This window comes from Halobacteriovorax sp. (assembly GCF_048381875.1).
Lineage (GTDB): Bacteria > Bdellovibrionota > Bacteriovoracia > Bacteriovoracales > Bacteriovoracaceae > Halobacteriovorax_A > Halobacteriovorax_A vibrionivorans.
Map to the genome: position 1 here is coordinate 742,717 of NZ_JBLXBP010000001.1, position 14,198 is coordinate 756,914.

Below are 14,198 nucleotides of genomic sequence, written 5' to 3' on the forward strand. Positions count from 1 at the left end.
CAATTAAGTCATTTGACCTAACACAAAGCTTCTCGGAGGTAAAAACTAAAGCTTTAGAAAAAATTAAAAATAATTTAAAATATTTTACATATATGTTCATAAATAAAATTCATAAATAGCCGATAATAGAGACCATGGAAGAGGGAAAACCACTAATCTTTCTGCATCCTTTAACTAAGAGTGTGCAGGCACTTAAAGAGACAATCGAGCAAAATGCCGAGAATGACGGTATTGAAATCTATGATGTCGAAAATCCAGAGGAATATAATCAACTCGTCCCTACTATTGGCCAATCCCTCACGATCGCCTGCCAACCGAAGAAATGTGCTCAATGTATTCAACCTTTAAAAAGGTTCATATTTAAGAATAATGTAAAGATACTCCTTATTAATAGTAAGAATATTCCACCAAAGACCCTTGATAAGTTTAGAAAGATTGGTCTTACAGAGTATATCCAAGAGCCTGTTCCACCTAAGACTCTTCTTTATAAAATCAACTTAATCCTGCGCTCCCTTAAGAAGCAAGATGATGGCGATGAAATGGAATACCATGCTAAGGAAGAGAAGAAAACATTTAGCGATGATGATCAATATGAAGATAAAGCCGATGCCCAAAAATTTGGTGATGCTGGCCACCTAAAAGGTAAAGTTAACAAAAACAATCACCTCAAAGATGGTAAAGATGTTTTTGATGATGATAGAAATGTTGGTTCAGAATGGGAAGAGACACAAGAAGATCCATATAAGAACTCAAAAGAATATAGCGCTGAGCAGGCCATTAACTCAAAAACAGCAGGCAGGCTAGAAGGCGAAATTCACAATAAAAAGCAGCATTCCAATAAAGATGATATTCAATTTGATGATGATCTTTATGGACAAGACCAAGATAAAAAGAATGCAACAAATAAGGCCGACCAACTAGGTGGTAACCTTCAAGGCAAGCTAGGATCAGAATCTGAGGCATCAGAAGATGATGATGAATTTGATGAGGATCTTTTTAAAAGCTTAGAAGGTGTTAGAAAAAGCTCATATAAAGAAGAGGATAAAGGTAGCGCACTTCGTGGAGATGTCTCACCTACAATGGAAGATTCAAGAGATCAAGAGGACGAAGAAGATCTCTTTGCAGCTCTTGATTCGGCGACAAAAAAGTCTTCCTCTAGCAATCAAGATCAAGGTGGACATTATAAGGGACAAACTTCAAGTGGCCTAGACGATATCGAAGATGAAGAAGATGAAGAAGATCTCTTTGCTGCACTAGACTCAGTCTCAAAAGGCAAGCAAACACAGCAAAAGGATCAGGGCGGACATTATAAAGGCCAAACTGCTCCAACGATGGATGAGATTGAAGAAGAAGAAGACAAAGAAGAAGACCTCTTTGCATCATTGGATGCCGTAAAAAGTGGAGTAAAAAGAAAAGAAAATGATCTTGGTGGTCATTATCAGGGCGATATTGGTCCAGAAATAGACGATATAAATGAAGAAAATGATGATGAAGAAGACCTATTTGCTTCTTTGGATGCACACAAGAAGGGAGCATCATCAAAAAGACCAAGTCAAGGCAGTCCTGACAATGAAATGATTGATAACGAAAAGGGCCTTGAAAGAGATCTTACCGAAAATAAAGATGCCAAGCAAAGAGATGAAGACCTCTTTGAATCATTAGCACAACATGGAAAGAGAAAACCTGTTCAAAGGGATGAAAAGCAAAAGAAAAAGTCTGATGATGGAGAGGATGATAATCAAGATGAAGACCAAGCAGAAGGCGGCTCGATTCAATATGAGAAAAAGGGTGATCTAGGTGAACAGACTATCGATTATCGCAACCTTGATAAACAGCCAGAATACAGTGGTGGAACGAAAGAAAAATTAGAAATAAAAGTAACAGATGCCCCTGAGCAAAATAACAAAGAAAAAGACCAAGGCTATGACCAAAAGAGTGAAGAAGAAATTGATTACGACCTAAGTAATGCATTAAAAAAACTTCAAGAACAGGATCAAGCTCCAGGTTATGATTATAGCAAAAGGCCATCAAATAATAACAATGCAAATAATCAAGATCATCAACTAAAAGTTAATCAATACTCAAGTAATACAAAAGAAGATCAGCAAGCCACTGACTCCGAGTCGGCCATTGAAGAAGCAAAAGATCAAAAAGAGTTAGAAGAGGCCCTTAACTCCATAATTATTCCTGAACCAAAGGATATGGACTTTCTCATTCGTGCCACAGACATGCTCATTGATGGTGATGAGATAAAACAGATGACCTCAGATTATATAAATGAATTCTGTGATGGAACCCTCATTGTTTATAACCTGCAAAATGAATGTATTATGGGTAGTGAAAAGGGACCAGATAATTTTGAAGCAGTGAAGAATATATTAAAAATAAAGAGAAAACCAAGTTGGAATGATGACACATTCCAAGCTGAAACACTTTACTATCACTGCCCTATTATTGAGAATACAAATTATAGTTACTTCACAGTATTTTTCACCACAAGAGAAGAGATCGAAAAATCAGAAGATACCCCTAAAAGGATAGAGATTTGTCTTGAGGCCTTAAAAGGAAGTTATAAAAGTGGTGAAGATCGTATGACAACGAAGATAGCTTCATCTAATAAGTCTGCTGCATCAAGTTTAAAAAACTCAGTGGGAAGCCTCTTTAAAGGAATATTTGGTAAAGGACGAACATGATTGCCTATTTCTATATAAAGCTTAAATCGCTTAAAGACATTCGCACCTTCCCTTTTACTCTCTATGTCTATAAAGAGAAAGAGAATCTCTACACAGAATACTTAAAAGCAAACACTCCTTTAACTCAAGATAGTTATAACCTATTAAAGTATATTGAAGATAACAAGACAGGAAAAATCGCAATTAAGCTTTCGCAACGAATGACTTATCTTGCAACAGTTGGAGAATTAAGTGAGTATACTCCACAAGAGGCAAATCAAATTCGTGAAAAGATCAACATCTTAAAAGAGCATGAAAAAGCGATTGAAACAAATCAAAAAGAAGCAAGAACAAGACTACCTCTTCGCAGTGTCTTAACAAAAGCAATCGATCAGGACGACTTCCTACCAATTATATTAAGGGCGCAAAAGGAGATATCAACATTTCCTGTAAACTTATCTCATACTATCTCTCTTGCAAGACATTTTGCCATGACCCATCTTGATAAGGACAATCTTACAAATCGAATTGTGGCACTGAGCTTCTTCTTTGCAAAGAAACTTGGAATTGAAGACTATAAAAAGCAAGCCGATTTAATCTGTGCTTCTTTTCTAGCAAATATTGGACTTACAAGTATCTCTCCAAACATCATCCATGAGAGCTTTGAAGAAGTTACAAGCGATCAACGAGAACAATATTATAAGCATGTGAAAGTATCTCGTATGCTTATAGAAAAGTCAGGTGTTCAATTATCAGAAGAGTGTAAGGCAATTATTGATCACCATCATGAGAAACATGATGGTAGCGGAATGCCTGGACAAATTTCTCAAGCTGGACTTAGCCTTGAAAGTGAAATCCTAGAATTTATTTCTCATATTCTAGAATTTAGCACAGGATTAATTAACGGAGAAAAATCACCTCTAAGCAGCGTTATATATATGGTTGATGCTCAAGCAGGAGTAGGCGGTCTTAATACAAACTACAGTGACAAGATAAAGCCTCACATCACTAGCGTACTAAGCCTTTAATTGAAGCTACCATACGGCAATGTATTTCGCCCTTCCCACGTATGCAAGTTTGCTTGAACTTTTGGCAAGTGCTCATCTTTATTATTCTTTGGATCTAAGACTTCAATTTTTGCAAAAGTAAGTTGGGTATTCCCTCCACCTTTACCAAAGTCTAGATTGTACATTCTAGTCCAGGTTCCAGTATTTATAAAAGTTTTACCATTAGTATAGGTGCGACAAATTGGCTCATGTGTATGGCCAACAATCAATACATCCGTATCTTTTGCATCTTGTAGATATTCAAAAGTTAATTCTTCATAATCCTGAAAGAGGTGTAATTCTTTCATGAAAAGCTTTAACCAATCTCCAAAGTTATTACTTATTTTAAAAAGATAGATTGAGCGAACCATTATAAAGTAAATGGTATTGGCCAACATGAATCGAAGAGTAAAGAAAGTATCATAAATAAGTCCATTAATGAGAAACTTATTAATTGGGCGAACTGCATTTACATGATCTCGTTCTTCTTTAAACTTATTTATCACTCGTGTTACATAGTAAGAGCCCCAAGGCGGATTAAAGTATTTCTTTCCGTCCTTATCCTCTATAATGCAACTTTCCTCTTCAAAAGTATGAGCAATTTCGTACTCGTGGCCATGCCTTAGTACTACACGATCAGTAGGACGATATTCATCATTTAGCTCTCTTATGACAAAGCGATCTCGTACTTCTTTATCAAAACAATTGAGTACCATCTCTTTTAAAGAGTCAAAAACTAACTCCGCATCATGATTACCAATAATAAATGTAACCTTTTTATTCTTTACTTTTAAGAAGTCGTTAAGGGCCTGCATCACCTCTTTATGTGCATCTAGAATTAGCTGTAATTTCTTCTTCGATGATTCCTCAGACCAAAACTCATCATCAAATACTTGCACATAAGGAACTGCTAAAAGGTCAAAGAAGTCTCCGTTAATAATCAACTCGACATCTTTACTGGCATACTCATCACTGCTGAAGTATTCGAGAAAATCAACTAACTCTTCATCATAGTGAAAGTCTTCGAGATAATTTCTAATACCATTTACATACTCTCCTGCGCCAAGATGGACATCAGAGATTATGATTATGGTCTTCTTTGAGTTACTCTTGCGAAGGAATCTCATATGCGGACTTTCCTATATTTAACACGACTCTTTGAAAAGACGGGTCTAGTGGAACAAAGTAGAATTTATTCTTTGTATTAAAATCAAACTCAATACTCATTTCAGCGTCTGGCTTAATCGTGACAAATTTTAAATTCTTATCATTGTCATCGACAAACTTCCCTCTAATTGTTGAAAGGGTACGATTTTTAATAACAACTGCAACGCGAGAGCCCCTCTTCTTTACCGGAGAGATAACTTTATAATAACTGGGCATAGCTGTTACTAAAAAAGCCTCAGACTTTTCCATTCTCTGTTGCGCATATGAGTTCATATGCCATGAGATCAGACATGCAAAAGCTAGAGTAAAAAACTTAAGAAATTTAGTTTTTGTCATACTTATATTGTAACTATTTAATAATTTGTTGGTCCTTATTGGCAAAGCTTACCTAGTTCACTCAGAATAAGCTAAATTCTTGGGCCAACTTCAATGTTGACGAAAAGATATTCATGATAAGTACACTAAAGAAAACATTTACAAAGAATCAAGAGTCTAACCCAAGCTTTAAGGTCAACTTCTCAGACCCGGCCCATCACTGGATTAATCAGAATCCAAGAATCAAAAGATTCTTTGAGGACGTCATTTCACAATTGAGTGAAGAAGAAAAAGACAGCTTGGCCACTTATGGGGAACTTGTCTTTTTAGAAAGTCAGGGCATGCACTCTAGCGTTATTCCATCACATGGAGATAAGACATTTGTACTTGTCTATCCACAGTTAAAAAAAGCAATTCTAACAGCAGATAATGAAGAGGCCTATGCAATCATATTTCATGAATTAGGACATCTCTACTATCGTCATTTCACAATGAGATTACATGCAAATGAAATGACAAAGCAAATTGAAGCAGATGACTTTGCTATTAGACATGGATTTGGAAAGGGTCTATTTAACTTCTTAATGAAAATGCCTATTAGTCATGAAGTTAGCCAAAGACTAGAAATGATTCGTTTAAGAACTTAATTTCATCACGAATTTTAGCAGCATCTTCAAAGCGGAGGTCTTTTGAGGCCTCTTTCATCTCAATTTTAAGCTCAGCAATACGCTTTTTAATCTCATCAGGAGACATGGTAACGTCTTTAGGACCGCTCTTTTTCCCCTTCTTCTTACCACCACGTAAAGTTTCAATTACTCCACCTGAGACTTCCTTAAGAATCGTTTGCGGAGTTATGCCGTGATCTTCATTATATTGCATTTGAATAGCTCGACGACGTTTCGTCTCACCGATTGCTCGCTCCATAGACTTCGTTATTTGATATGCATACATAAGAACTTTACCATCGCTATTTCTAGCGGCCCGTCCAATAGTCTGAACAAGGGAGCGCTCAGATCTCAAGAAGCCTTCCTTATCAGCATCCAAAATGGCAACTAATGAAACCTCAGGAATATCAAGACCTTCTCTAAGGAGATTGATTCCCACAAGAACATCAAACTCACCAAGGCGAAGATCGCGAATGATCTCTACTCTTTCAATCGTATCAATATCACTATGAAGGTATTTCACCTTAATTCCACTACCATGGTAGAAATTAGTTAACTCTTCTGCCAACTTCTTTGTAAGAGTTGTCACAAGAACTCGCTGGCCTTTTTCAATAATGCGCCTTACCTCAACTAAGAGGTCATCAACTTGATTAGTTGCATCCCTAACCTCAATAATCGGATCGAGAAGTCCAGTGGGCCTAATAATTTGCTCAACAAACTCTCCATGGGTCCGCTCTAATTCGTAATTACCAGGGGTAGCAGAAACATAAAGAACATCATCGAGCTTTCCTTTAAACTCCTCAAAATTTAAAGGACGATTATCTAATGCTGAAGGTAGGCGAAAACCGTAATCGACGAGATTCATTTTACGGGCCCTGTCTCCGCGATACATCCCACCGACTTGCGGAATAGTTATATGTGACTCATCAATAATCATTAAGAAGTCTTTCTTAAAGAAATCAATAAGTGTTGGTGGAGGATCTCCTGGTTTACTCCCCGTCATATGACGAGAATAATTCTCAATACCAGAACAAAAGCCCATCTCTTCAAGCATTTCAATATCAAGTAGAGTTCTTTGTTCAAGGCGTTGCCTTTCAACTAATTTATTTTGTTTCTCTAACTCTTGTAGGCGCTCTCTTAACTCAACTTTAATAGTCTCAAGAGCACCATCCATTTTCTCCTCACCAACAACATAGTGAGACTTTGGATAAATTGTAACCTTACTAAGATTATGAAGTTTTGTTCCCCTAAGTGGGTCAACAATTGTTATACTTTCGACCTCATCATCAAAGAATTCAATGCGAACAACATTCGAATCCTCATGAGCAGGAAAGACTTCAACAATATCCCCTCTTACGCGAAAACATCCACGAACAAAGTCGATATCATTTCTTTCGTATTGAATAGCAACTAAAGACTTTAGAAAATCATCGCGGTCTTTCTCATCACCAACAAAGAGAGTCTCCCTCATACTTGCATACTCATCAGGAGAACCAATACCGTAAATACAACTAACCGAAGAAATTATGATGACATCATCTCTTTCTAAGAGTGAGCGAGTTGCAGAGTGGCGAAGCTTGTCGATCTCATCATTAACAGATGAGTCCTTTTCAATATAAGTATCACTTCCCGGAACATAAGCTTCAGGCTGATAGTAATCGTAATACGAAACAAAGTACTCCACAGCATTATCGGGAAAGAATTCTCTAAACTCGGCATAAAGTTGCGCCGCAAGAGTCTTATTATGGGCCAAAATCAAGGTCTTTTTTCCAAGCTTTTGAATCACATTGGCCATGGTAAATGTTTTACCAGAACCAGTAACGCCCAATAGAGTTTGCTCTTTTTCTCCAGAAGAGAGTTTTTCCACAATAGTCTTGATGGCCTCTGGCTGATCCCCACAAGGTTCAAATTTTGACTGTAAATTAAAGGTCTTATCACTCATATCGAGATTGTATCCTATTAGATTAAAAGATAACAATTATTATCTGAGCTATAAATATGTTACATTATTAACTAAATTGATCATTTTTTAATTAGGGATAAAAAATGAAAAAAGGTGAACTACAAAGGGCAAAGATCATTGATATTGCCATAGGTCAGATCGCTGAAAAAGGCATCGCTGCGACCTCATTTCAAAAAATTGCCGATACTCTAGGTATTAGCCAGTCTGGTGTCTTTCATTATTTTAAGAATAAGACCGAGCTTTTTCTTGGGGTTTTGGAAAGTATTCTTGAAAGGCGTACTGAATTAATAAATCAATTAATTACACCAACTGATGATAGTATTGGCCGTATACGCAAGCACTGCCAAGCTAGTCTGACCTGGCTAATTGATAGGCCCAGTGAAGCTAAAATCATCCTCTACTTATATCAACAATCTTCCACTAATTCTGTCGTTCTACCATTTGGAGAGAAGGTCATCCTCAATGGAAGAAATCGATTAGAGGACTTAATTGTTGAAGGACAAGCTGAAGGTAGCATCTCACCAAAAGTTGATGCTAAGCTTTGGGGACGACTACTACACGAATTTTTGACGGGCTCATTAATGCAAACAATTTGCCTATATGAAAATAGTCTTCTTCCTAAGGAAGTTCAAGAATTTGATATTAGATTAAATGAATTATTAGATTGCCTGAAGGCTTAAGAAATTGTGAGGCCAAAAATAAATAAAGCGTTTGCAAGTTACCCCACAAACGCTTATTTCACACACACAACACAAGAGAATAAGTTCAAAAAAGAATTTCGAACTTAAAGCTATTATTCAAAACAGCTCTCAATTTGATTTTTTATTTCAGTTTTCTCAGAACCATTCTTGATTGAGATCTCTTGAACAATTAAGTCTCTACACTGCTCAAGCATTTTCTTCTCACCAAATGAAAGATTCTTCTTATTCTTAAGTAAGAATAAAGATCTTAGGACATCTGCGATTTCTAAAAGTGAACCAGTTTTCACTTTTTCCATATAGTCTCTATAACGACGATTCCAAGTTGAGTTATCAACTTTTACATCGTGATCATTTAGAAGTTGATAAACTTCATTGATCTCGCTGTCGTCAACAAGCACTCTAATTCCATCTTTAGAATTGGTAGGAACCATGACAGTCATTCCGTTTGCTACAACCTTAATGATGTAGAACGAAAGCTTGTGCTCTCCTACTTCGCGCTCTTCGATGTCCACAATCTGACCAACACCGTGTCCTGGGCAAACTGCGTAATCACCAATGTTAAACATTTCTACCTCCATGGGTATTTCTCTCACTCAGTTATACTACGACGCGCCATGACTCTCAATGCAGCTTGTAAGATTTACACATGGGGTATGATTTTTAGACGGAAGGTTGTAGAAATGCGGGGCAAAAAAAAGCCCCTCAATAAGAGGGGCTTAATTCGATAAATATATCTGTAATTTCAATTAGTTAACTAATTAGAAACGTGGGCAAATTTCATCTTTTTCGAAGAAATAAGCAAGTTCTCTTTCAGCAGAAGCAAGAGAATCAGAACCGTGAACAGCGTTCTCACCGATAGACTTAGCATATAGCTTTCTAAGAGTGTTTTCAGCAGCTTCAGCTGGGTTAGTTGCACCCATGATTTCTCTATTTCTTTCAACTGCATTTTCACCTTCTAGGCACATAAGAACAACTGGTGCAGAAGTCATGAAAGCAACAAGCTCACCAAAGAATGGTCTATCTTTGTGCTCAATATAGAAACCTTCAGCTTTCTCTTTTGAAAGGTGAGCAAGTTTAAGAGCAGCGATTCTTAGACCTTCTTCTTCAAATCTCTTAATGATGTTACCAATGTTGTTATCAAGTAGTGCATTTGGCTTAATGATACTAAAAGTTCTTTCCATTTTAATCTCCTTAAAATTATCTTGCGGAAAAATTCCCTAAATTCTTTTAATTAAAGGTTCTTTAAAACCTTCTCCATTGTTTCACCAAGCTCAGCTGGAGAACGTGAAACTGTTACGCCACATTCTTCAAGAATTCTAAACTTAGCTTCTGCAGTATCGTCACCGCCAGAGATGATTGCACCTGCGTGCCCCATTCTCTTACCTGGAGGCGCTGAAGCACCTGCGATAAATGATACAACTGGCTTACTCATATTCTTTTGAATCCATCGACCAGCATCTGTTTCAGCAGAACCACCGATCTCACCAATCATAATAACAGCATCAGTATCTGGATCTTTTTCAAATAGCTCTAGTACGTCAATGAAGTTTGTTCCGTTAACTGGGTCACCACCGATACCAACACAAGTTGATTGTCCGATGTCTCTTTGAGTTAACTGATAAACAGCTTCATAAGTAAGAGTTCCTGAACGAGAGATAACACCAACACGACCTGGCATGTGGATGTGACCTGGCATAATCCCGATCTTACACTCACCTGGAGTGATAACACCTGGACAGTTAGGACCAATTAGTCTTGATTTTGAACCTTCAAGAGCGGCCTTAACCTTTACCATATCAAGGATAGGAATCCCTTCAGTAATTGCAATAATAAGTGGCATCTCAGCATCAATCGCTTCTAGGATTGAGTCAGCTGCAAACGGAGGTGGAACCATAATCATGGCCGCATTTGCTTCCGTCTTATCCATTGCTTCTTTAATAGTATTAAAAACAGGGAAACCTTCATGAACTGTTCCACCTTTACCTGGAGTTACACCACCAACAAAGTTAGTTCCGTAATCTCTTGATTGTAGTGAGTGAAAAGTTCCTTGCTTACCTGTAAAACCAACAGTGATTAATTTTGTATCACGATTAATAAGAATGGCCATTACGCCTCCCCTTTTGTCGCTTCAACAGCTTTCTTCGCTGCATCTGCTAAATCTTCAGCTGCAATAATTGCAAGATCTGATTCATTTAAAATTTTCTTACCAAGAGCTACATTTGTCCCTTCAAGACGAACAACTAATGGTACTGTTAAATCAAGTTCCTTAGCGGCTGCAACAACACCTTCAGCGATGATGTCACACTTCATAATTCCACCAAAAATATTAACTAGAATAGCTTTTACATTCTCATCTTGAAGGATAAGAGAGAAAGCTTTCTGAACAGTTTCTTTTGTCGCTGATCCACCAACATCTAGGAAGTTAGCTGGTTCACCACCGTGAAGCTTAATGATGTCCATTGTACCCATTGCAAGACCTGCACCGTTTACTAGACAACCAATATTTCCATCAAGTTCAATATAAGCTGCACCAAATTCACTTGCTGCTAACTCTTTTTCACTTTCTTCAGTTGGATCTCTTAGCTCTTGAATTTCAGGGTGTCTGAAAAGAGCATTAGAATCAAAGTTAAGCTTTGCATCTAGTGCTAAGATATCACCTTGCTTAGTTTTTACTAATGGGTTGATCTCTGCAATTGAGCAATCGTACTTCATATATAGATCGTAAAGACCTTTAAAGAATTGACCTGCTTCCTTTACTTCTTCCTTAGTCTTAAGACCAATTCCGTAAGCTAGCTTTCTTGCAACAAATGGAGTGAATCCAGCTGCTGGGTCAATTGCTACTTTAATGATTTTTTCAGGAGTCTTATGAGCAACTTCCTCAATCTCAACTCCACCTTCTTCAGAGGCCATCATTGTAACTTTACCAGTTGCACGGTCTAGAACAACACCAGCATAGTACTCGTGCTCGATGTCACATCCTTCTTCGATGAAAAGAGTGTGAACTTTCTTTCCTTCTGGACCTGTTTGGTGAGTTACAAGAGTCTTACCTAGAATATCGTCAGCGTGTAAGCGAACTTCATCTAATGACTTTGCAAGCTTTACACCACCTGCTTTACCACGCCCACCAGCGTGAATTTGAGCTTTTACTACCCAAATATTTCCACCTAATTTTTCTGCCGCAGCAACAGCCTCATCAACAGTCTTTGCTACTTCACCTCTAAGAACCTTCAGGCCCATGTCTCTCATTAAACCCTTGGCCTGGTACTCATGTACGTTCATTAAAACTCCTAAGTTTTCGTGTATGAAATATTCATGATTTTACTGGCTTATAATAGTGGTCATCTCTATAACTTTCTAGGTGAGTCGTGTCATTTTTGCCAAGTTTTTTGTCATTCAACTGATTAATGGGCAATTCATGGACTTATTCACAAAATAACGCTTAACGTCTTGTAGCAATTTCCGATTTTTCGCACAATTAGCTCATGGAAAACATACTAATAAGCCCAGGTAAATTTAGGCTCGACGGCGGGGCCATGTTTGGAATCATCCCAAAACCATTATGGAACAAGGTTCACCCTGCAGATGAATACAATCGCATCGACCTCGATCTAAGGCTTTGGATCATTAAAGACCAAGACAGAATTATTATAACAGATACTGGTATTGGTGATTACCACGGAGAGAAGTTCGACCAACAATTCGATGTTCGCCAAGAACAATCTCCTCTCGTAAAGGCCTTAGCAGACAAAGGGATAAAACCTGAAGATGTAACAGATCTTGTTATCTCGCATCTTCACTTCGATCATGTCGGTGGTATGGTCTATAAAGATGGCGACAACTTTAAACCAGTTCTACCAAATGTAACGATCCACCTACATCGAGAACATTGGCAATATGCCCTTAATCCAACATTAAGAGACAGCGGCTCATTTCACAAGAAGTACTTTAAAGATATTATCGAGGAATTTGATAAAGCGGGACGCGTCCACTGGCTTACTGGAAAAGAGGGTGAGATACTCAAACTATCAAATGATACATTAAGATTTAAATGCTCTTACGGACACACACCTCACCTCGTGCATCCTTATACAAGTGAGTATATCTACTTGGCAGACCTGATCCCAACTTCAAATCACGTCCATGTACCATGGGTAATGGGCTATGATATCGCCCCAGGTCAAACGACAGTGGATAAGATGGAATTCTTAAAGATGATCATTGAAAAGGATCTAACAGTAATCTTTGAGCACGACCCGAAGTATGCAAGTGCAAAAGTCACGCAAAATGAGCGCGGAAAATATATCTGTAAAGATCTACAGTGACCTAAAATGACCTACATTAAGCTTTCAATCTGTTTTTGAATCTCATTCTTAACAGATTGAAGCACCACTCGATCATCATCCATGAACTTTCTTAAATGAAGACGTTTCTGCTTATTAAGGTAGCCATAACGTGACAGCTTCTCCACAAGCTTTGCACTCCACGCACTAATATCCTTACCAAGATTGTGGATTTCATTTTCTAACTTTAACTCAGTACTCGTTAATTTAGTCTTATCAAGTTCATAATTAGATAGAACTATACTTTGTAGAAGTGGCCCAATATTTCGAGCATATCTTTGTTGAAATTCCTTATGAGCAAGCCAACCACTTTTTTGACTCAAAGACAGACGATAATGAATGGACATCGATGAAATTAGAGACTCAAGTGTTCTAAGCTTTTCTCGAATTGTACTTATGGCCTTTCTCTTTGCTGTTTTGCGCTTTTTTTCAATTTTTGCAATCTGCTCCAAGTAAGCTTGCCTCGACTCAGGAACAAGAAAAACTTTCTTTTCTAGAACTTCTCGAATCGTTCCCATTCCCAATTTATTCTTAATATTGTCTGTGACAGATAAGAATTCATAAATGAACGTTACATTATATGAACCAGGGGTGAATTCACGGCCCTCTTCAAAGACAAGGTCCTTAAATTCAATAAGCCCACCCTCTCCAATATTATGGGCCTTAATCAAAATTTCAGATCCATCTAAAAGATCGGGTTTGCGATGAAGAATTAATTCAACACTCACTGGTTTTTTAAAAGGAAGCCTAGCATAAATAGTGGACATCTCTTTATTAACAAAGAGGTGTACATCGCCATCTTTAACAGGCCTTTTCATCTCATTTAGAGTTGTCACCGAAATATTTTGGACCTCAACCTTCTTTAACTTTGTCGAGCCAGCTGCAAAGTAAATACTAGCAATGAGTGTCACTGCTATAAAGAAAGTGGCAATAACTGTTGTGTATATCGGAAACTTACTAGGAAAAATTTCAATATTAGCTAAATCTGATTCTTCCTCTGGCACTTCTTTTAGCTCCACTGGCCCTTTGGCAGGAATATCGGGAGTTTCAGTTGAGGCCTTTACGTCGTTTATTGGTATCTCAGGAAGTTGGCCATCTTCTTTTAGAACCTGAGTTTCATAATAAGACTGAGCTTCTTGGCGGGCCAATTGAATTACAGCAAAGACAGGTTTCCAATTCTTTGCCCCTTTGCGCCAACAAAGTTGATAAGACTTAATTAGACCTTTATCATAAAAGTCGATAATATCTTGAGCTGTAAATGGTCCTTTATTTTTACCGGACTGATTAATATACCAATTTTTTTGCATAGTTGTAGTTTAAAGGAAGATA

Annotated in this window: 13 protein-coding genes; 5 read left to right on the forward strand and 8 right to left on the reverse strand. The window is 37.6% G+C overall.

Going from position 1 to position 14,198, the window contains the following annotated elements; genetic code table 11:
• The first annotated feature begins 134 nt into the window (after positions 1-134).
• Both ACN5L8_RS03460 and ACN5L8_RS03465 read left to right on the forward strand, forming a co-directional pair.
• Positions 135-2,693, forward strand: a complete 2,559-nt coding sequence (locus ACN5L8_RS03460) for a hypothetical protein (RefSeq protein WP_419172304.1) — start codon at positions 135-137, stop codon at positions 2,691-2,693.
• On the forward strand, positions 2,690-3,700 hold the full coding sequence (locus ACN5L8_RS03465) for an HD domain-containing phosphohydrolase (protein WP_419172305.1): 1,011 nt from the start codon (positions 2,690-2,692) through the stop codon (positions 3,698-3,700). Before ACN5L8_RS03460 ends, ACN5L8_RS03465 begins: the two co-directional genes overlap by 4 nt.
• Here ACN5L8_RS03465 and ACN5L8_RS03470 read toward each other — a convergent pair.
• Together ACN5L8_RS03470 and ACN5L8_RS03475 are read right to left on the reverse strand one after the other, a co-directional pair.
• The gene (locus ACN5L8_RS03470) at positions 3,697-4,845 is read right to left on the reverse strand and encodes a metallophosphoesterase (protein WP_115363438.1); all 1,149 of its coding nucleotides are present in this window, start codon (positions 4,843-4,845) and stop codon (positions 3,697-3,699) included. The two genes, ACN5L8_RS03465 and ACN5L8_RS03470, sit on opposite strands and share 4 nt — an antisense overlap.
• Positions 4,823-5,221: a hypothetical protein gene (locus tag ACN5L8_RS03475; RefSeq protein ID WP_115363440.1), complete on the reverse strand. Its 399-nt coding sequence runs from the start codon at positions 5,219-5,221 to the stop codon at positions 4,823-4,825. The genes ACN5L8_RS03470 and ACN5L8_RS03475 overlap by 23 nt, the downstream gene beginning before the upstream one ends.
• A gap of 113 nt (positions 5,222-5,334) precedes the next feature.
• Between ACN5L8_RS03475 and ACN5L8_RS03480 the strand changes: the two genes are divergently transcribed.
• Positions 5,335-5,847: a hypothetical protein gene (locus ACN5L8_RS03480; RefSeq protein ID WP_419172306.1), complete on the forward strand. Its 513-nt coding sequence runs from the start codon at positions 5,335-5,337 to the stop codon at positions 5,845-5,847.
• Here ACN5L8_RS03480 and uvrB read toward each other — a convergent pair.
• The gene (gene uvrB / locus ACN5L8_RS03485) at positions 5,810-7,807 is read right to left on the reverse strand and encodes an excinuclease ABC subunit UvrB (RefSeq protein ID WP_419172307.1); all 1,998 of its coding nucleotides are present in this window, start codon (positions 7,805-7,807) and stop codon (positions 5,810-5,812) included. The two genes, ACN5L8_RS03480 and uvrB, sit on opposite strands and share 38 nt — an antisense overlap.
• A 104-nt stretch (positions 7,808-7,911) precedes the next feature.
• Here uvrB and ACN5L8_RS03490 point away from each other — a divergent pair, with 104 nt between their 5' ends.
• Complete coding sequence (locus ACN5L8_RS03490) at positions 7,912-8,508, forward strand: TetR/AcrR family transcriptional regulator (RefSeq protein WP_419172308.1); 597 nt, start codon at positions 7,912-7,914, stop codon at positions 8,506-8,508.
• Positions 8,509-8,621: 113 nt separating this feature from the next.
• On the opposite strand, the gene ACN5L8_RS03495 is transcribed toward ACN5L8_RS03490, so the two are convergent.
• From ACN5L8_RS03495 to sucC, 4 genes are all read right to left on the reverse strand, one after another.
• Positions 8,622-9,095: a CarD family transcriptional regulator gene (locus tag ACN5L8_RS03495; protein WP_233500278.1), complete on the reverse strand. Its 474-nt coding sequence runs from the start codon at positions 9,093-9,095 to the stop codon at positions 8,622-8,624.
• A 192-nt stretch (positions 9,096-9,287) separates the two neighbouring features.
• A complete protein-coding gene (ndk, locus tag ACN5L8_RS03500; RefSeq protein WP_115363450.1) occupies positions 9,288-9,716 on the reverse strand; it encodes a nucleoside-diphosphate kinase in 429 nt (142 codons plus the stop codon).
• A gap of 44 nt (positions 9,717-9,760) precedes the next feature.
• Entirely contained in the window at positions 9,761-10,636 is an 876-nt protein-coding gene (sucD, locus tag ACN5L8_RS03505; RefSeq protein ID WP_115363452.1) for a succinate--CoA ligase subunit alpha, read from the reverse strand.
• The gene (sucC, locus tag ACN5L8_RS03510; RefSeq protein ID WP_115363454.1) at positions 10,636-11,808 is read right to left on the reverse strand and encodes an ADP-forming succinate--CoA ligase subunit beta; all 1,173 of its coding nucleotides are present in this window, start codon (positions 11,806-11,808) and stop codon (positions 10,636-10,638) included. Before sucC ends, sucD begins: the two co-directional genes overlap by 1 nt.
• 203 nt (positions 11,809-12,011) lie before the next feature.
• Between sucC and ACN5L8_RS03515 the strand changes: the two genes are divergently transcribed.
• Entirely contained in the window at positions 12,012-12,851 is an 840-nt protein-coding gene (locus ACN5L8_RS03515; protein WP_115363455.1) for an MBL fold metallo-hydrolase, read from the forward strand.
• A gap of 11 nt (positions 12,852-12,862) precedes the next feature.
• On the opposite strand, the gene ACN5L8_RS03520 is transcribed toward ACN5L8_RS03515, so the two are convergent.
• Complete coding sequence (locus ACN5L8_RS03520; RefSeq protein WP_419172309.1) at positions 12,863-14,176, reverse strand: DUF4339 domain-containing protein; 1,314 nt, start codon at positions 14,174-14,176, stop codon at positions 12,863-12,865.
• Positions 14,177-14,198: the final 22 nt, after the last annotated feature.